Source organism: Paenibacillus sp. CR_12 (assembly GCF_041953985.1).
GTDB lineage: Bacteria > Bacillota > Bacilli > Paenibacillales > Paenibacillaceae > Paenibacillus_AQ > Paenibacillus_AQ lautus_A.
Genome location: NZ_JAVFHO010000001.1, coordinates 640,100 through 658,128 on the forward strand (window position 1 = coordinate 640,100; position 18,029 = coordinate 658,128).

General features: G+C 47.8%; 16 protein-coding genes. 11 read left to right on the forward strand and 5 right to left on the reverse strand.

What is annotated here, in order from left to right:
• Positions 1 to 167 precede the first annotated feature (167 nt).
• The 3 genes from RB297_RS02910 to RB297_RS02920 all read right to left on the reverse strand — a co-directional run bounded on the left by RB297_RS02910 (position 168) and on the right by RB297_RS02920 (position 4,112).
• Positions 168 to 1,055, reverse strand: a complete 888-nt coding sequence (locus tag RB297_RS02910) for a TetR/AcrR family transcriptional regulator (protein WP_096775619.1) — start codon at positions 1,053 to 1,055, stop codon at positions 168 to 170.
• Between the two features lie 94 nt (positions 1,056 to 1,149).
• Positions 1,150 to 2,601 carry an alpha/beta hydrolase family protein gene (locus tag RB297_RS02915; RefSeq protein ID WP_375119672.1) on the reverse strand — a complete coding sequence of 484 codons (1,452 nt, stop codon included), beginning with the start codon at positions 2,599 to 2,601 and terminating at the stop codon, positions 1,150 to 1,152.
• 50 nt (positions 2,602 to 2,651) lie between these two features.
• Positions 2,652 to 4,112, reverse strand: coding sequence for an MDR family MFS transporter (locus RB297_RS02920; protein ID WP_375119673.1), 1,461 nt, complete (start codon positions 4,110 to 4,112; stop codon positions 2,652 to 2,654).
• 202 nt (positions 4,113 to 4,314) lie between these two features.
• Between RB297_RS02920 and RB297_RS02925 the strand changes: the two genes are divergently transcribed.
• The 6 genes from RB297_RS02925 to RB297_RS02950 all read left to right on the forward strand — a co-directional run bounded on the left by RB297_RS02925 (position 4,315) and on the right by RB297_RS02950 (position 9,977).
• Entirely contained in the window at positions 4,315 to 4,860 is a 546-nt protein-coding gene (locus tag RB297_RS02925; RefSeq protein ID WP_375119674.1) for a sigma-70 family RNA polymerase sigma factor, read from the forward strand.
• Positions 4,847 to 6,058 (forward strand): DUF4179 domain-containing protein, encoded by a 1,212-nt coding sequence (locus RB297_RS02930; protein ID WP_375119675.1) that lies wholly within the window; start codon positions 4,847 to 4,849, stop codon positions 6,056 to 6,058. Before RB297_RS02925 ends, RB297_RS02930 begins: the two co-directional genes overlap by 14 nt.
• Before the next feature lie 30 nt (positions 6,059 to 6,088).
• Entirely contained in the window at positions 6,089 to 7,036 is a 948-nt protein-coding gene (locus RB297_RS02935; protein WP_375119676.1) for a DUF5643 domain-containing protein, read from the forward strand.
• 43 nt (positions 7,037 to 7,079) lie between these two features.
• Positions 7,080 to 8,039, forward strand: a complete 960-nt coding sequence (locus tag RB297_RS02940) for a DUF5643 domain-containing protein (RefSeq protein ID WP_375119677.1) — start codon at positions 7,080 to 7,082, stop codon at positions 8,037 to 8,039.
• Between the two features lie 230 nt (positions 8,040 to 8,269).
• Positions 8,270 to 8,644, forward strand: a complete 375-nt coding sequence (locus tag RB297_RS02945) for a VOC family protein (protein WP_375119678.1) — start codon at positions 8,270 to 8,272, stop codon at positions 8,642 to 8,644.
• A 199-nt stretch (positions 8,645 to 8,843) separates the two neighbouring features.
• Positions 8,844 to 9,977 (forward strand): NAD(P)/FAD-dependent oxidoreductase, encoded by a 1,134-nt coding sequence (locus RB297_RS02950; protein ID WP_375119679.1) that lies wholly within the window; start codon positions 8,844 to 8,846, stop codon positions 9,975 to 9,977.
• Between the two features lie 126 nt (positions 9,978 to 10,103).
• On the opposite strand, the gene RB297_RS02955 is transcribed toward RB297_RS02950, so the two are convergent.
• Positions 10,104 to 10,595 carry a DUF2798 domain-containing protein gene (locus tag RB297_RS02955; protein WP_096775644.1) on the reverse strand — a complete coding sequence of 164 codons (492 nt, stop codon included), beginning with the start codon at positions 10,593 to 10,595 and terminating at the stop codon, positions 10,104 to 10,106.
• A 285-nt stretch (positions 10,596 to 10,880) separates the two neighbouring features.
• Here RB297_RS02955 and RB297_RS02960 point away from each other — a divergent pair, with 285 nt between their 5' ends.
• The 4 genes from RB297_RS02960 (at position 10,881) to RB297_RS02975 (ending at position 16,107) form a co-directional block, all read left to right on the forward strand.
• The gene (locus tag RB297_RS02960) at positions 10,881 to 11,489 is read left to right on the forward strand and encodes a TetR/AcrR family transcriptional regulator (RefSeq protein ID WP_375119680.1); all 609 of its coding nucleotides are present in this window, start codon (positions 10,881 to 10,883) and stop codon (positions 11,487 to 11,489) included.
• A gap of 2 nt (positions 11,490 to 11,491) precedes the next feature.
• Complete coding sequence (locus RB297_RS02965) at positions 11,492 to 12,085, forward strand: GNAT family N-acetyltransferase (RefSeq protein WP_375119681.1); 594 nt, start codon at positions 11,492 to 11,494, stop codon at positions 12,083 to 12,085.
• A gap of 361 nt (positions 12,086 to 12,446) precedes the next feature.
• The gene (locus RB297_RS02970) at positions 12,447 to 15,632 is read left to right on the forward strand and encodes a bifunctional cytochrome P450/NADPH--P450 reductase (protein ID WP_375119682.1); all 3,186 of its coding nucleotides are present in this window, start codon (positions 12,447 to 12,449) and stop codon (positions 15,630 to 15,632) included.
• Between the two features lie 103 nt (positions 15,633 to 15,735).
• Positions 15,736 to 16,107, forward strand: coding sequence for a winged helix-turn-helix transcriptional regulator (locus tag RB297_RS02975; protein ID WP_096775632.1), 372 nt, complete (start codon positions 15,736 to 15,738; stop codon positions 16,105 to 16,107).
• A 74-nt stretch (positions 16,108 to 16,181) separates the two neighbouring features.
• On the opposite strand, the gene RB297_RS02980 is transcribed toward RB297_RS02975, so the two are convergent.
• The gene (locus RB297_RS02980; RefSeq protein WP_375119683.1) at positions 16,182 to 16,745 is read right to left on the reverse strand and encodes an NAD(P)H-dependent oxidoreductase; all 564 of its coding nucleotides are present in this window, start codon (positions 16,743 to 16,745) and stop codon (positions 16,182 to 16,184) included.
• Positions 16,746 to 17,074: 329 nt separating this feature from the next.
• On the opposite strand from RB297_RS02980, the gene RB297_RS02985 reads away from it, so the two are divergent.
• Positions 17,075 to 17,890, forward strand: a complete 816-nt coding sequence (locus tag RB297_RS02985; protein WP_015735029.1) for a ZIP family metal transporter — start codon at positions 17,075 to 17,077, stop codon at positions 17,888 to 17,890.
• The last annotated feature ends 139 nt before the right edge of the window (positions 17,891 to 18,029 follow it).

An 18,029-nucleotide genomic window follows, 5' to 3' on the forward strand; every position in this document is an offset into this window, starting at 1 on the left:
CCCGGGAAGAAGCGGGAGTATGGATTAGCTAGCCCATGTTTTTTTATAGTGAATTTCAAAAAAAGCTGTCCGCTCATTAGCGGCAGCTTTTTTAACATTTTATTGTTATATCATCTAGGTAATCTTACAGAAAACCCAGTCTCGCTTGATTTCAATTGAACTCTACCTTAATTGCCTTCTCGAATCAACTGGAGCAGCTGATTCGTGTAAAAAGTCAGCTCGTTCTCCGAAGACAGATCCTTTAGCAGCGCTTGGATCAAAAAGGGTCGAGGACGTTCTGCGGAGAACTCTTCCCGCAGCATTGCCGTTACCTCAGACAAGTCATTTTTTCTAGAATTCGTAGTGGACATATCGGGGATAATCGACTCGATCGTATCCATCAACGCCGTTCTTCGAATTTCTTGCGTATGGGTAAGTGCTTCTAGATCAATCATCGAATATTCCTTCATGAGTTCGTCGGTGAGCAGGGGACGAGGATCACGTTTTTCCAATCCCAGTACAAGATCATCCATTCGCTCAGCAATGAAAACAGCTAATTCCTTTTGGATGAGCGGTTTGAATCCAAACAAGACATGAAAGGTATACTCGCGGATCAATCCGTTAAAGACGGCTGTAGCATCCCATTTCCATTCCGCTATCAAATCCCCGTAATGACGGAGCAAAATATCTTGGTAATAACGAAACATATTCAATTGAAGCTGATGGATGACGGTACCGATCTTGTCACTGTTCGCCGGTGGGAGCTCGTTATGATCACGCGATATATAATATCCATGCTCGATGAAAAAATCGAACTGATAAGCGATCTCCTCAAGAAAAGTTTCCCTGCGGGATAAACCTTTTTTGCGGATCTGTTCTACGGCATCAATCATATCTTGCTGTCGTTTCTCCAGAATACGGATGTACAGCTCTTCTTTGGAACCATAGTATTTATAGATTGAGCCTTTAGCAATGCTGCAATCATCCGCGATATCTTGAATCGAAGTCGCTTGGTATCCTTTTTCGGCAAAGGAACGAATAGCCGATTGCAATATTTTTTCTTTTAACAAACTCATAGCGCGGCCCCCTTAACGATGTACAAACAAACCGGATTCGATCACTATCATATCGTTTTTTGCAGAGCTAATCCACAGGCACAAGAACAGCGCCTCAATCTTGAACGAGCTCAATAACCGGATATTTCTTCGATAATTCATTCATTGCGTTCTCCCGTATTTCCTTGAGATGCTGGTCAAAGAAAGCAACGCTTACCTCGTTTATGATGCGATGAACCGATTCTGGATCCTCTCCCGGGTTAGGCAGCAGGGGAGAGAACAGGTGAAAATCCGTATAACTCATATGGGAAGTATGCGGTATCGTCATCGTGTATCCGCCCCCCTGCAGAGCATTCATGCGACGCCTTACCGTCTCCTCCCAAAAATCTTCGTAATACTCCCGTGTATGGCCGCTTTGCGCCATGGCTTGATCCAGCGAGTTATCGAATATCGACTTATCGATACTTTTCTCTCCATTCATCTGTAGGTATGGCTTATTCAGTCCCGTGCTCGGCATGGGGTCTCCATATAAGGTTCCATCCATATTGATCGCAGCCTTGATACGAGAATCCTTCAGCAGCATCTGGGCTGCAGCGGCACCGCCGTAAGAATGCCCGAACATGCCGATTCGCTCCAGATCAAGACGGCCGGTAAAACGTTCCTGTTCATCCTGTCTATTCATTTGTTCCAGCCGATTCAAAATAAAGGATACATCCTGAGTCCATAATGTCATGTGCTCGTCAAGCGCTTCAAAACCAGAAAGCTGGTGCTTGTTGATCAAAATCTCCCGGCCGTCCGGGTATACGGTTGCAGCCGCATCATAGACATGGTCGATTCCAACCACGATATATCCATGGCTGGCCAGCTCTTCAATCTGGAAGGTATTCTGGTTGCGGAAACCTGTCATGCCATGTGAAAAGATCAAGATCGGATATTCCTGCTCCGTGGTAGACAGCGGGGCATTGCTGTAGGCATGGGTCTCCACGAGACCCAAATGGCTTAACGTCCAGGCAGGGAAGGACAAGGCCTGTTCGAGACCTTGTGTAATCGCTGTTACATTACGGATATAGGGTGCGGCTTCTTCCCCCGTTTCGGGCTCGGAGGGATACCATAACTGTACCATCAGCTCGCGGTGATCCGTCGGTTCGGCAGAATACTCATCGGGCCGGTGATTGTCAATAAAGTGGTATACCGCAGTTCCCACACTATAGGTTCCCTGAGGTTGATTAAATGCGAATACAGGGAGCAGGAGAGGCAGTGCGACCATGACCGAAGCGTATAGGAGCAATACCGTGGTCCACAACCCGGCTATCCATCTTCTCCTGCTTTTACTGCGCGGTTTCTTTTTGGGTTTTCTAAAAATGATGCAAACCGTTAGGATAACGGAAGCCGCATAACAAGGAATCATTTGCCACCGGCAATCCTCAACGATGATCTGCACAACCGTAACGATATATAGCGCGATTAACGAGTAAATCAGCGGGCTTTTCTTCGATTTTTGGCCCCAAATCGTAATTATAGCCAGCGCGATAATGAATAGTATGATAACCATTTCTCCGATTCTCAAGTAAGTTCCTCCTATGTGTAACGGTTATTGTGGCTTACTATGTCTGCTGTTCAATGGAACGAAGATACATCGGTTATTTGTTTGGATTTTCTAAGAAATAAGCTGAGAACCAGTCCCGTGCAAGCAATGCAGGCAGCCAGGAAAAAGGTGTCCGCAAAGGATGCAGCATGGGAATCCATAGGGTTGGTTCCAACAGGGTTATTCGGCAGGCTTGATGTCATCCGGGAAGATAAATATCCCGTGAAGCCGGCTACGGCAAACGAAGCGATGACCTGCTGCGATGCACTTGTGAGCGGAGTAACCCGGCTTACAAGGTTCTTAGGGATTGCATTTAATACATGCGTATTCAGGGACATCATCGATAACCCCATGCCGGAGCCCATGAAGAACAATACGATCATGATCAGCAGTAAAGGGGTATCGGTTCGAACAAAAGACATCGTGAACAACGCCGCTGTCATCAGCGTCATTCCGGCCACAAGCGGAGGACGTGCGCCCACCTTATCAAAAAGCCTTCCGGCCATAGGCATAAAAATCATGGAACCGACTGCCTGCGGCAGCAGGATGAGCCCGGTCGTCAACGGAGTGAAACCTCTAATCTGCTGAAGAAGCAGCGGGAATAGAAGCACGGAACCGAACATCGCTGCCTGCATGATCCAGGAGATGATGATACCACGTGTAAAATCAGTCGATCTGAACGCACGCAGCTCAAGCAAAGGCTGTTCTTGTCTCAAACAAGACCATATGAAAAGAACAAGTGCTAACACACCAATGATCAGACCGGATAAAGTCTTGGCGGAAGTCCAGCTTACCCCTCCCTCACTGACTCCATAAGTAATCATTGCAAAAGCTACAGGCCCAAGAAGCATGCCGACAATGTCCAGAGACGGAGCCTCTTTTTCTGAAAAGGAAGGCAGATGTTTGATGCCCACGAATAGTCCGATCATGCCAATGGGGAGATTGATCAGAAATATCCATTGCCAGCTGACAAACTCAATCAGCCATCCGGATAATACGGGACCGAGCGCTGGGGCAAGCAGTAAAGGAATTCCAAACATCCCTATAATAGAACCTCTTTTGTCAGGAGGTGCCAAACGGTATACCATCGCCATTCCGATCGGCGACACCATGCCGCCACCCATGCCTTGAATAACACGAAAGGCGATAAGCTGCTCGGCTGTCTGGGCAAAAGCACATAACACGGATCCTATCGTAAACAATCCGATCGATATGAGAAACACCCGTTTGGGCTGAAATTTATCCGATAGCCATCCCGCGAGAGGGATGACCGCGGACAATGCAAGCGTGTATGCGGCGATCGACCATTGAATGGTATGCAGAGAGCTATCAAAATATTGAACCAGCGTAGGTACGGCGACATTGACGACCGTGCTGTCCAAAAGGACCATGAAGGTGCCGATGATGACGGCAAGCAATGGCGCAAGGATGTCTTTAATAGCAAAAGCTCTTTCTTCTGAGGTGTTACGGACAATTGCAGATGGATCTGACATGTTGGTGAACCCACTTTCTTTTAAAAATTTTACGATTTGAACTTATTGGTTTTTAAGAAAACCAAAAAGTCATTTATAATAGTAACGATGAACGTAATTTGTGTCAAACGGGTATCCATCAAATTTTTTATCGATAAATATAACATTTTGGTATGCTCGTCCATCTAATCTTATAGAGGGCCCTCAAAAGGAGATGAATATCGTGCGAGAATCGGAACATGAAGTCAAGAGAGCGCAGCGAGGAGATCGTGAAGCGTTTATCCGGCTCTTCCGGAGGCTGGAACCCGAACTGTACGGCTTGGCGAATTCCATTCTAAAACGCGATGAAGATTGTGCGGATGCTTTTCAGGAGACAACACTTAAAGCATATAAATCTTTATCTACATTACAAAAACCAAAGTACTTTAAAACCTGGGTGATTCGGATTCTGATCAATGAATGCAATCAGCTGCTTCGAAGCAGAGAGCGTACCGTAGTCATGGCAGAAGTGCCTGAGCGCATACGAACATCCGATTATTATGAAGACAGCCACAAGCTGGATCTTCGTGAAGCGGTAGAACGCTTAGATGAATCGCTTCGAATCGTTATACACTTGTTCTATTTTCAGGATTTGCCCATTAAGGAAATCGCAAGTGTGCTTGATATTACGGATGGTGCTGTAAGGGCGCGTCTTCACAGAGCGCGGGGAATATTGTTTGACCAGGTAAAACAAAATCGGAAGGGGGAGCTGGCCTATGAATCCTTTTGACTTGGATAAAGAACTGCGGGAGATAGGGAAGGGGCCACGGAGCGAGGTTCCGGATATGATTCGCCGCCATCAGGATGAGGTTTACGCTTCTCTGACAGATCTTCCGATGTCAACGAGATCGAATCAGCAACATCGTTCCACTAAGATACGCAGAATGGTAGCAACTACGGCCGCGGCGATCATGATTGCGTTGATAACCAGTGCTTACGTATCACCGGTAATGGCAGAATCGCTTAAAAAAATTCCGCTGATCAGCAGTATTTTCAGGTTAGCCGATGATTTGGGGCTTCAAACAGCGGGGGAGCGAGGTTTGGCAGCTGAACTGAACGCTAGCGTAACGCACCAAGGTGTGACCCTTCGAATACCGCAGGTTGTATATGACGGGACTCGTTTGTCCCTGGCGGTGAAGCGGGAGGGTGAAGGATTTACCGGGGGGATATCGGATGTTGAAGTTATCCAGGAGGACATGGATACAACGCTTAGATTTCAAAGAGGAGCCATAACCGATGTGGAGATGCTCATAGACGGCACCTCCATCCATGACCCCGGCCTAAGCGATAAACCGGGTTTGATTGGCAAGCCGACTTCGGATCCCAACGTCGTACTGTACGAACTCATAGGCTTTTCACATTCAGAAAATCATAATCAATCCTTGCCGGATCAATTCCAGTTGACGGCCAAAATTACGCTTGAAGGAATTGATACCTCTTATATCTTTAATGTACCTGTTCGGAAAAATGCAGATCAAATTACGGTCTCGTCTGGAGAAACAAGAGAATGGAACGGGTTTCAAATTACGCTGGAGCAGCTGAAGTTCACTCCAATCACCACAGATCTCATCTTGAATCTGGAACGCACGGACAAGTCAGGGGAGCTTGGGCTTGGTGAGCATAATCTGCTGTTCGAGGTTTGGGATGATCGGGGGATAGAGCTCGGCCGGATTTCCGGGAAGGGAGTTTACCGGGATGATCGACAACAACAACAGCGGCTGGAGTTGATGTTTGATCGGTTTGAGGATGCGCCAGAATCCATAACGATCAAGCCATTCCTGCCCGTCTTTCAAGATCCCGTAGCTAACAGCGGCTTGTACAAAGTCGATAGTACCGGAGAAATAGTCAAGACGTACCTGAAGGAATTGGAGATTACCATTCCAGTGGATCATCTCGGTTTGGAGAAGCTCTATGACGTTCAATGGTAAAAATATAAAAAGACATATCAAGGAGATCCTATGAAAAAAATATGTAAAGTCATGTCTACGGCAGCACTCGCTGCGATGCTTCTTGGGGGAACAGTCTTGGGTCATGCTGACGCAGCCGCCGACAAGGCTAGTGTCAGCGGCAATTCTGCGCAGATAATGGCTGCTGCTTCAGCCATAACTGTTACACAATCCGGAATCACTCTTCGGGTAACCAAGGCAGTATACGACGGGAACCATGTCAGCATTACGATCAATCGGAGTGGCAAAGGATTTACTGGTGGAATTACGGAAGGGAAGCGGGATAGCAAGACCGGTGAATATATTATGGAGAAAGGTTCCATCAGCAATATGAACATCCTGATCGAAGGAAAATCAATCCATGAGACCGGAAGTCTGGCGCAAAAACCAAGTTTAAGCTGGCAATCAGGCGCTGATCCGAACACAGCGATCATTACCTTGACGGACGCTTCACAGCTTGGAGGAAACATCAAGGCTTTTCCCGATAAATTTAAGCTCAATGCCACAATTTCCCTTGAAGGTGTAAGCAAACCCTTTAAGTTGGATATTCCGATAAAAAAAGGTTCAAGTAAGCCGATCGTTCTAAAGCCAAATGTCACCAAGAAATCGAATGGTCTAAGCATGACATTGAACAAGGCTGCCCTTACGACTACTTCGACAAGATTACAGCTCATCCTAAAAGGTCCTGGCAAGAATTCGATTTCCTTTGATGTTGTGGATGATCAAGGTAGACAGCTTAACATGATCAGTGGCAGGGGGACCGACGAGAATAATAAAAAAGGTGATTACTATTATGATATCCTCCTTGATGGGCTGGGCAAAAATGTGAACTCATTGACCATAAAGCCCTTTAAGCCTGAGCTGAAAGATGACACCTCCGGTCAATATAAGTTGGACAGCAAAGGCAACATCATCAAACAATACATGAAAGATATTGAGATTCGCCTTTTGGTTAAATAGCGAACGAACATAAAAAATTGAAATCGAATGGAGAGAAAAAAACATGAAAACAATGTTTAAAGTAATGAGTACCGTGGCACTGACAGGTATGATTCTGGGTGGAGCAGTATGGGGAACTGCTCAAGCGGCGAGTATAACGGCAACAAAGCCTCAAGCGTCCAGCATGGTCCAAGACGAATCCAAGGTAGTTAGCGATACCCAACAAGGGATTACCCTTGGAGTGTCCAAATCTTTATACGACGGCAACCATGTTAAAGTTGAACTGCAGCGAAGCGGTAAAGGACTTTCCGGCAGTTTAACCGGTGGCCATTGGGATGAGCAGATGGGTGAATATATCCATGATAAAGGTTCTATCCGCCAAATGGACGTCTTCATTGACGGTAAATCCATACACGAATTTGCGGGAGGGGATTTGTCGAAAAGACCAAGCGTAAGCACATCACCGGGTACAGATGCGAATCATGCGATTATGATAATGAGCGATGCTTCCCTGCTTGGAGGTAATCTTGAAGCTTTTCCTGACGAGTTCAAGTTAACGGCTAAAATACATCTGGAAGGTGTTCAAAAACCATTCACATTGGAGATTCCTATTCAAAAAATGGTGAACAAACCGGTTGTTCTTCTGCCTAACATAATTAAAAAAATGGATGATCTCCGCTTGACGCTAAAGCAGGTTCATTCAACAGCTCACTCCACCCGAATTCAGTTCGTTCTGAAGGGCGGACATGATTCAACGATCCTGTATGATTTCTTTGATGATCAAGGTAATGAACTGGAGCGAATATCGGGAAGAGGCACCGATGAGAACAACAAGAACGGTGATTTCTATTACGACTTCATTCTGGAGGCTCCGGATGCGAGCGCAAAATCTATTTTCATGAAGCCGTTCACACCTGAATTCAAAGATCCCAATGCAGCTTCAGGCGAATTCAAACTGGATAAGAATGGAGAGACCGTCAAAAATTACTTGAAAGATCTTGAGGTGAGTATCCCTATTAAATAATTCACTAGATTACCAATTTTGGAGCAAGTGAAGAAGTGCCCGTCAAAACTTCTGCGGGCACTTCTTTTTATATTTTCTAAATTACGAAATTCAACCAATAATTAACCTGAATTCGCAATTGATAAGAAATATACTTACATCTGGCATGTTATGATCTGAAGAGACAAGGAAGTCATAGAAGCAAGCTGGTTTTAACATTTAATTTACTTATACGAGGGAGTGTAGAATCGATGATTAGCAAAGTTGGTCAAATTATGGTGTATGTATACAATCAGGATCAAGCCGTGAAGTTTTGGACTGAGATGCTGGGATTTGAAGTAATCGCTGAAGAGAACAACGGTGAAATGAGATGGATTGAAATCGCTCCAACGAAGGAAGCAGAAACAAGCATCATTCTGCATGATAAGGAACTCGTAGCCAAAATGTCGCCAGAATTACATTTGGGCACACCGTCTTTAATGTTGTTCACGGAAAATTTCGATGCGCTGCATCGTCATTTAACCAGCCACAATATCACGGTCGGCGAAGTGGTACATTTGCCTTCTGGCAGAGTTTTCAATTTTGCGGATGTGGAAGACAACTATTTTGCTGTCATGGAAAAATAAGATGAACCGTTCCATCAGATCAACCATAGATCATATGGATGTAAAGTCGCCTATTTGGCGGCTTTTTTGTATGAAAGAAATATCCCTGCTGAACTATGCATTAGCGGCCTGATCTAAACGGCTAGATGGCCGGCGCGTTATACTTTCTCCCTATATTCGCTATAATGGATACAGTGCTTTGAGGAAGGGAATGTCATACATGAGGAAAGTCATCGTCATAGGGTCTGGAATTCTGGGGGCATCGACCGCTTATCAGTTAGCCAAAATGGGAGCGGAAGTCCTCGTTATAGACCGTAAAGATCAAGGGCAGGCTACCGATGCCGCGGCAGGAATTATATGTCCCTGGCTGTCGCAAAGGCGGAATCAGGCATGGTACCGATTGGCCAAAGCCGGCGCACGCTTTTATCCTGAATTAATAAACGAGCTTATCAGCGAGGGCGAGACAGACACGGGTTACGCTCAAGTCGGCGCTCTTAGCATTCATGAAGATGTGAACAAAATCAGTAAGATGGAGGAGCGGGCGCATACGAGAAAAGCGGATGCTCCGGAAATCGGCGAGATCACACGGCTGAATCAGGAAGAAACCCGTGAACGGTTTCCTTTGCTCCAGGAAGGCTATCATTCCGTTCATATCAGCGGTGCAGCCCGTGTCGATGGTCGGGCGCTGCGAGATGCGTTGATCCGATCAGCGCAAAGGCACGGAGCCGAGCTAATAAACGGGAATGCCGAGCTGCAGTATCAGGCGACCCGCGTAACTGGAGCCCAAGTCGGATCCAAGCGCTACTCGGCTGATGAAGTCATCGTCTGTGCCGGCGCCTGGGCAAAACAACTGCTGCAGCCTTTAGGCATTCATTTTGGGGTTCACTATCAGAAAGCGCAAATCATGCATGTAGAGGTGTCCGATCATCCAGATACAGGAGACTGGCCGGTGATCATGCCGCCTTCGGATCAATATTTGCTCGCTTTCGATAACCAAAGGATCGTAATCGGGGCGACTCACGAAAATGAAATCAAGGACTACGATACGAGGGTGACCCCTGGCGGCATGCAGGAAATCCTGAATAAAGGATTGGCATTGGCGCCTGATTTAGCGGACAGCACGTTTCAGGAAGTGCGAGTCGGTTTTCGTCCATTTACGCCCGGCTTTCTTCCCGTCATCGGCCCAGTTCCTGAGTGGGAAGGGCTGATTACGGCAAACGGGCTGGGAGCGTCCGGACTAACGATGGGGCCATTTCTAGGGTATCAGCTGGCAAAGCTGGCGCTCCGCATGCCGCTGGATATCGATATCCGCGATTATGATGTTCGTAAAGCCATGGAAGAAGCTCAAGTTTGAAGCTTCGGCTGAACAGAGCCGGGAATGGATCGCAGAAATATCCTCCATGCAGATGAATACTGGATTTCAAAAAGCCGCGATCATATCGCGGCTTTTATTGATGAGTATGGCGAAGACTCCGACATTCTAGACGGTCGTGAGGGATTCGTTCATGCGGTTGGCTTTCAGCTTGCCAAACAGGAACCGTACGATGGGGCCTACAATGAGAAGTTGAAGCGGCAGCGCAAACACAAAATTTTTAATGAAAATGGAGAAGTAGCTTCCAAGCAGCGATTCACCAGGCAGGCCGTCGGCAAAGTAAGAGGACGCCAGACCGTACATGGACATAAAAGTCACCATCCCAATCACCATAAAAAAGGCCATTGCCACGATCATGATAATTTTGCTGGATTTGTTGCGCGTTATGGAAAATACGATTTTTTTGGCTGCAGGGCCGACAACAAACAGCTCCAGCAGGAAGGCAATCATAAAGCCCAGAACAAACTGCGTGAGTACGGCTGCAAGCGATATGTTTCCGATCAATCCGTTCGTGATCAGATTGTAGGTGGTCATCATGATGACCATCCCCACACACATCATCATACCGAAATAGAAATTTTCTTTCTTAGTTGTTGGCACTTTCATCATCCTTTCTAGTTACCTTTGTAATTATAGGGACGGGGAAAAGCTCCTCGTAAGTGAAAATTCTGTGAACATTTACAGAAAAGTTTCTAATGCTATGAAAAACTGCGACTAATTATATTGCGAATCTGCAAACGCTAGTTTCGATTATCATCTTGAAATCATGCGGTTTGATTTACTGCTCTTGGGGGCCAATTTGCTAATTCATCGTTTATGGCTTGATTATCCAAGATCAGCATTTTATAATGAGTAAAAACTCACTCAATAAAAAGGAGGGGCAACTTGCCACGTACAAAGGAACAATACGAAGAAATGCGTAACGCAACCAGACAAAAAATACAATCCGCCGGAATGCGGCTTTTTGTTCAAAAAGGGTTCGGCTCCACGAATGTGCAGGACATAGCGGATGCAGCCGGTATCAGCATCGGGCTTTTATACCGGCATTACAAAACAAAAGACAGCTTGTTTAATGAACTTGTTGAATTTGCGCTTGACGGCTTGACCCAAATCATCCAAACCTTCGAAGACGCTGATTCGCCGAAAAAACTCATGACGAAGTTTGTTGACGAAATTTATCACGATATGCAGGATGGGGAAGAGCTTGCCAATTTGCTGATTCTCATGAATCAGCTGTTTTTCTCCGGTGATGGAGCCAATCGGAAACAAGCTGAGGTTTTAGAGGTAAATGGTCGGCTGTTGCGTTCTACCGCCGCACTTATTAAGAAGGGACAGGAGTCAGGCGATTTCCGTCCTGGAGATGCCCATGAAATGGCTGTGTTGTTTTATTCGGCATTGCAGGGCCTGGCTGATATGAAAGTGATAATGAAAAAAAACTTCGTTATGCCATCACCGAGCGTACTCACATTATTCCTGTTCAAGGAGGGAGAGTGACTATGTTTACAGTTAGGAAAGCCGATCAATTAGAAATGGATGCAAGAGTTCAAATGTCCCGTATTTTTGCAGATGGGTTCTCGCAATGGCTTGGGTATTTCTCTAAAGATAAGGAGCAAATCGCCAGGGCCTTTGCGCACATGTTTAACCTGGACCAATTTTTTATTGCCGTTGCCGGCGACAAAGTGGCTGGAATGGCTGCATGTTCGGACGGCACCTCTTTATCCGTGAAACTCAACAAAAAAGAGCTGCGGAAGCATTTGGGATTATATAAGGGCAGCCTTGCGCACATGTTTTTGAAAAAGGAATTTGAATCGCCACTTGCGAATCCGTCTCCGATGAAGTGTTCGATTGAGTTTGTGGGGACGGCCGCGGAATATCGAGGACAAGGGGTAGGCTCGCTGATCATAGGCCATATTCTTGAAGCTGCTCCATACCGTGAGTTTTTAATAGAAGAGGTAGCCGATACGAATGTACCAGCGATGAGACTCTACGAAAAGATGGGTTTTAAGGAATACAAACGGACCACGATTCCCCCAAAGAGAGCAGGAAAAATAGGCATTAATCATATCGTATCTCTAAAGCAAGTAAAATGAGGAACACGGATTAATCCACTAACATAGATCCGTGAATGTCAGCTTACATGTAGGGTTATGGCCATAGTCCAAAAGTTGTAATAACGGGTCACTTCCTGGTTGAAAAGTAATAAACGAATAACAGCGGACCTATACGATATTACGGACCTCCGGCAGATGTGCGGATATCCATATCATGATAGGGTAAAGGCAGGATCAGGCAGCCATTGTAAGTGAAAACAAACGATGCCGCGTCGAATCCTCCTTTTTTACATGAAAATGACCATATTACGAAAATGGTCAATTGGTTCTGTAACGAGAATTATTCTGCCCGAAAATGGGCAAATACAAAGAGATGACAGGGATGATGGAGGGAGATCGCATGACACAAACCAAGGAAGTGCCTCAGCCTAAAACCTACGGTCCGCTCGGCAATCTGCCGCTGCTGGATTCCGCCGCACCGGTCCAATCGCTTGTGAAAGTTGCCTCCGAGCTCGGACCGATCTTTCAATTTCAATATCCAGGCGGACGCAAGGAACTGTACGTTTCGGGACATGAATATGTCAAGGATGCTTGTGACGAGAAGCGGTTTGATAAACGAATCTGGGCACCGCTGCAGAATGTCCGCCCATTCGCGGGGGATGGATTGTTTACGAGCGCCACGCAGGAGCCAAACTGGAAAAAAGCCCATAACATTCTGCTCTCCAGCTTCAGCCAGCGCGCGATGCAAGGCTACCACACGAAAATGGTCGATATCGCCATGCAGCTGGTCCAGAAATGGGCTCGGCTCAATCCGGACGAAACCGTGGACGTTCCTGCCGACATGACGCGCTTGACGCTGGATACGATCGGCCTCTGCGGATTTAATTACCGGTTTAACAGCTTCTACCGCGAAGACAACCATCCATTTATCGACAGTATGGTGCGGGCGCTGGATGAGGGCATGAACCAGCTTCATCGTCTGGGCATCCAGGACATGTTTATGATTAAAAAGAAACGGCAGTTTCAGGAGGATATCCAGTTCATGTTCTCCCTCGTGGATGAGCTCATCCAAGATCGCAGAAAGCACGGCGGTGAAGAAGGGGATTTGCTCGCGCATATGCTGGAAGGCGTCGATCCCGATACAGGCGAGTCTCTCGATCATGAGAACATCCGTTACCAGATCATCACCTTTCTGATCGCCGGACATGAGACGACAAGCGGCTTGTTGTCCTTTGCCATTTATTATTTGATGAAAAATCCGGAAGCCTTGTTTAAGGCGGTCAGCGAAGTGGACCGCGTACTGAAAGATCCCGTTCCGACCTATAACCAGGTGAGGGAACTCAAATACGTCCGCATGGTACTCAACGAGTCGCTGCGCTTATGGCCAACGGCGCCTGCTTTCTCCTTGTATGCAAAGGAAGATACGGCGATCGGGGGAACCTATCCCATGAAGAAAGGGGACAGCGTGACCGTCCTGATCCCAGGGCTCCATCGGGACTCGCGGGTTTGGGGGGACGATGCGGAAACGTTCAGACCCGAACGTTTCGAGGATCCGAGCCAGGTGCCGCATGACGCATACAAACCGTTTGGTAACGGCCAACGCGCCTGCATCGGTCAGCAGTTTGCGCTGCAGGAAGCAACCCTGGTCCTTGGTTTGGTTCTCAAATATTTCGAACTGATCGATAACCAGCCGTATGAGCTGAAAGTAAAGGAAACACTCACTCTGAAGCCGGAAGGGTTCCGTATTCAGGTTCGAAGCCGTCAAGGCGGGACGGCTCTTCTGGTACCGGGTGGCGGTCAAGTTGCTTCGCTCGAATCGAAGAAGCGGGATGATGCCAAGTCCGATCCTTCGGCGGCATTTGCCCATCATACGCCGCTGCTTGCATTGTACGGTTCCAATCTGGGCACGGCTGAGGGAATTGCCAGAGAGGTGGCGGATGCTGCGAAGCATCAAGGGTTCGACAGCCAGGTGGGCACACTGGACGAATATGCAGGAAAACTTCCGAAGGAAGGCGTTGTAGTCATCGTTACTGCATCGTACAACGGACAACCGCCTTCCAATGCCAAGGCTTTCACGGAATGGCTCGAGAACGCGAACGAATCCGAAATTGAGGGCGTTCGTTACGCGGTATTCGGGTGCGGAGACCATAACTGGGCAAGCACGTATCAGCGCATTCCCCGCTTCATCGACGAGCAGCTTGCACTCAAAGGGGGCCAGCGTTTGATCCAGCGCGGCGAAAGTGATGCAAGCGGCGATTTTGAGCGGGAAGTCGATGAGTGGACGGAGCATTTATGGCCGGATTTGATGCAAGCGCTCGGATTTCCGGTTACGGCGGTCCATGGACAGAAACGCAGCGCCTTGTCCGTTCAGTTCGTCCAGGGTGCGGCCGCCGTTCCGTTGACGGAAACCTATCGCGCCGTGACAGGGCGTATCGTATTTAGCCGCAATCTGCAGCATGAGGGCAGCGGAAGGATCACGCAGCATATCGAAATCTCGCTCCCGCCGGGAACGGAATACCGTGAAGGCGATCATCTGGGGGTCCTTCCGGTCAATCCAAAGACATTGGTTCAGCGAGTACTTCGAAGATTCAAACTGAACGCGGGCTCCCATCTTATTTTGTCTGCAGAAGGAAGAAGCGGCGCGCATTTGCCGACCGGCATACCTGTCCGCCTTGACGATCTGCTGTCCCGCAGCGTGGAACTGCAGGAACCGGCTACAAGGGCGCAGATACGGGAAATGGCCGCTAGCACGGTATGTCCGCCGCATGCCAAAGAGCTCCAAGAACTGATAGAGGAAGCGAGCTATCAGGCCGAAGTTCGGACCAAACGGATCACCATGCTCGACCTGCTGGAGCGGTATGAAGCCTGCGAACTGCCGTTTGAACGGTTTCTTGAGCTTCTGCCGCCATTGAAGCCGAGATATTATTCGATTTCCAGCTCACCGAAAGTTAGCCGGAATACGGCAAGCGTCACGGTTAGCGTCGTTCGGGACCGGGCATGGAGCGGCAAGGGAGAATACCGGGGCATTGCTTCGAACTATTTGGCCGAATTGGAAACGGGCGCGGAGGTCTTGATGTTTATACGGTCTCCCGAGTCGGGTTTTGCGCTGCCGGAGGATCCAGCGACGCCTATGATCATGATCGGACCAGGCACGGGCGTTGCACCGTTCAGGGGATTTATCCAAGCGAGACAAGCGCTTCGGGAGGCAGGTAAAGAGCTGGGCGCCGCGCATCTGTACTTCGGCTGCCGGAATCCGGAGCAGGACTTCCTGTATCGCGAGGAGTTTGAGCGGGCAGAGCAGGAGGGGCTGGTCACGTTGCATACGGCTTTCTCGAGGGTAAGAGGAGCGGAGAAATGCTATGTTCAGCATTTGATGAAACAAGACGGAATGTTATTGCTGTCGCTGCTTGAGGGCGGAGCGCAAATGTACATTTGCGGCGACGGCTCCCGGATGGCTCCGGAGGTGGAACAAACGCTGATTCAATCCTATCAGGAGCGCCATGGCGTGAATGCTGAAGATGCTGCTGCCTGGCTGTCGGGTTTGGAATCGACAGGACAATATGTAAAAGACGTCTGGGCTGGTTGATTCTCATGCCGGAAGGGATTCTCCTGAGTTTCCAGGATCGTATTTGTGATAAAATGATCCTAATATCGAGCTTTGGAAACAGATCGGAAGGAGAGTGTGGCTTATGCGGGAAAGCGAAACCTGTGTACCGACCGGCGTGAAACCCCAAGACACCGGCTTTGGATATACACTGTCCTTAATCGGCGGCAAGTATAAAATGATCATCCTGTACTGGCTGTCAGAAAAAAAGATCATGCGGCATAACGAGCTGAAACGAAGCATCGGCTCCATATCCTTTAAAACGCTTAGCATCATGTTAAAGGAGCTGGAAACGGATGATCTTATCGTTCGGACGGAATATCCCCAGGTTCCCCCGAAAGTGGAATACACTTTATCCGAACGCGGACTTTCTCTCATACCTGTATTACACATGATGTGCGAATGGGGAGAGAAGAACAGTTTGAGCGCTCCGGAAGGTGTACAGCGTGAAGCTTGACGACGGCCGATGTAACTAAAGAAGTATTTCCTACAGCAGGAAATACTTCTTTTTTACTTTGTTGCAGCAACTCATCATAGGTTGTCTAAGAACTTCAAATACTGCCGGGCGCTTATATCCAATGTGCTTTGGGGCGGCCACGGCTCCATGTCGGGCGCGTTTCCGCCAGGTTCCTTCTCCTGCCCATAGAAAGCATAGAACGAACGATAATCGGCATCGCAGTATAAGAACGTTGTCTCCAATGGAGCCAGCAGCTGCCCCAGGGTGTGGCGGTACCTTCCGTTTTCCCGATAATCTTCCTCTTTAATGCCGGCGGATACGGCTAATGCGACCTTGCGTTTCTTTAGTTTATCGCCTCCATTCGAACCATAAGCCCAACCATAAGTCAAAACATCATCCAGCCATTTTTTTAGGAGCGGCGGGCAGCTAAACCAATAAACGGGGAATTGCAAAACTAAAATTTGATGCGATTCTATGAGCTGCTGCTCTTTTTCCACGTCTATGATTCCGTTCGGATACGCTTTGTGCAATTCGTGAACGGTATACTTATCCGGGTATTGCCGGAGTTCTTCTACCCAGCGCTTATTGATGATCGAAGTTTCTATGTTCGGATGCGTTACGATAACGAGAGTTTTCAAAAGATGATTCCTCCTTGGATATGATGTATGTTCTAGAGTATAAAGGGCTCGCCGGTTTGATGTAAGTATGCACTTTTCTTACAGGTACTTACCTAAAGGTGAGCGTTCTGGGGAAACGGCAGGTCCGATCCGGTGCCACGGAAAAACAATCTATCAACTTTATGAAATTTATGATATATAATTATTTGCATTGAAATGCATCGGAATGGAAACGTGCGGGTACATATTCTCTAGATCGATTTATCGGATCACCGACAAATGCATGTAGGGCTCGCATTAGGAAATAGTATCAGTATCATATTAATTTCATCGAAGGAGTTCTTTGTTCCATGGTAGACTTTTTTATGAATTTCAATCCCATCATCCAAGCATTGCTGGCCACCTTGTTTACCTGGGGGATGACGGCGTTAGGTGCGGCTCTTGTTTTTGTTACGAAAACATTGAACCAGCGCTTGCTGGATAGTATGTTGGGGTTTGCCGGTGGCGTCATGATTGCGGCCAGCTACTGGTCATTATTGGCACCGGCCATCGAACTGTCGGAAGGCAATCCGATCGGGAACTGGTTTCCGGCTGCGTTCGGATTTTTATTAGGCGGAGTATTCATATGGGGAATCGATAAGATTCTACCCCATCTTCACCCCAATTCTCCGATGGGAGGAGCGGAGGGATATAATCCGAGAGTGAGGAAAAGAAGCACCTTGCTGGTTCTGGCCATCACGCTGCACAACATTCCGGAAGGATTAGCGGTGGGGATCGCATTTGGGGCTCTTGCGAACGGGGGAACGGAGGCATCTCTGGTGGGAGCTTTGACGCTGGCCCTAGGTATCGGCATTCAGAACTTCCCGGAGGGCGTAGCGGTCTCGATGCCGCTCCGCGGTGACGGAATGTCGCGGAAAAGAAGCTTTTTTTATGGACAGTTTTCAGGAATGGTCGAACCTATCGCCGCGGTGATAGGCGCGGTCGCCGTAGCCTTCATTGAACCCATGCTGCCTTATGCCTTGAGCTTTGCGGCCGGAGCGATGATCTTTGTCGTAGCCGAAGAGGTGATTCCAAGCTCACAGGAAAAAGGCAACAAGGATTTGGCTTCGATGAGTTTGATGTTCGGTTTCGTACTGATGATGATTCTGGATGTGGCATTGGGATAGTACTTGATTAAAGAAAAAGTCGCAATCTTTGCGGCTTTTTTTTGTTTAAATGCATAGTCTGCAGTGTATTCCCAAGCTTTACTAGACTTAGGTCGGGGTTCCAATCTCATTCGCGGGGTCAATGCTCATTTCCCGTAGG

Bases quoted from the DNA above. Each gene is read 5' to 3' on its own strand.
- RB297_RS02910 (WP_096775619.1), bottom strand. From the start codon at position 1,055: ATGAGTTTGTTAAAAGAAAAAATATTGCAATCGGCTATTCGTTCCTTT.
- RB297_RS02920 (WP_375119673.1), bottom strand. From the start codon at position 4,112: ATGTCAGATCCATCTGCAATTGTCCGTAACACCTCAGAAGAAAGAGCT.
- RB297_RS02930 (WP_375119675.1), top strand. From the start codon at position 4,847: ATGAATCCTTTTGACTTGGATAAAGAACTGCGGGAGATAGGGAAGGGG.
- RB297_RS02935 (WP_375119676.1), top strand. From the start codon at position 6,089: ATGAAAAAAATATGTAAAGTCATGTCTACGGCAGCACTCGCTGCGATG.
- RB297_RS02940 (WP_375119677.1), top strand. From the start codon at position 7,080: ATGAAAACAATGTTTAAAGTAATGAGTACCGTGGCACTGACAGGTATG.
- RB297_RS02945 (WP_375119678.1), top strand. From the start codon at position 8,270: ATGATTAGCAAAGTTGGTCAAATTATGGTGTATGTATACAATCAGGAT.
- RB297_RS02950 (WP_375119679.1), top strand. From the start codon at position 8,844: ATGAGGAAAGTCATCGTCATAGGGTCTGGAATTCTGGGGGCATCGACC.
- RB297_RS02965 (WP_375119681.1), top strand. From the start codon at position 11,492: ATGTTTACAGTTAGGAAAGCCGATCAATTAGAAATGGATGCAAGAGTT.
- RB297_RS02970 (WP_375119682.1), top strand. From the start codon at position 12,447: ATGACACAAACCAAGGAAGTGCCTCAGCCTAAAACCTACGGTCCGCTC.
- RB297_RS02975 (WP_096775632.1), top strand. From the start codon at position 15,736: ATGCGGGAAAGCGAAACCTGTGTACCGACCGGCGTGAAACCCCAAGAC.
- RB297_RS02985 (WP_015735029.1), top strand. From the start codon at position 17,075: ATGGTAGACTTTTTTATGAATTTCAATCCCATCATCCAAGCATTGCTG.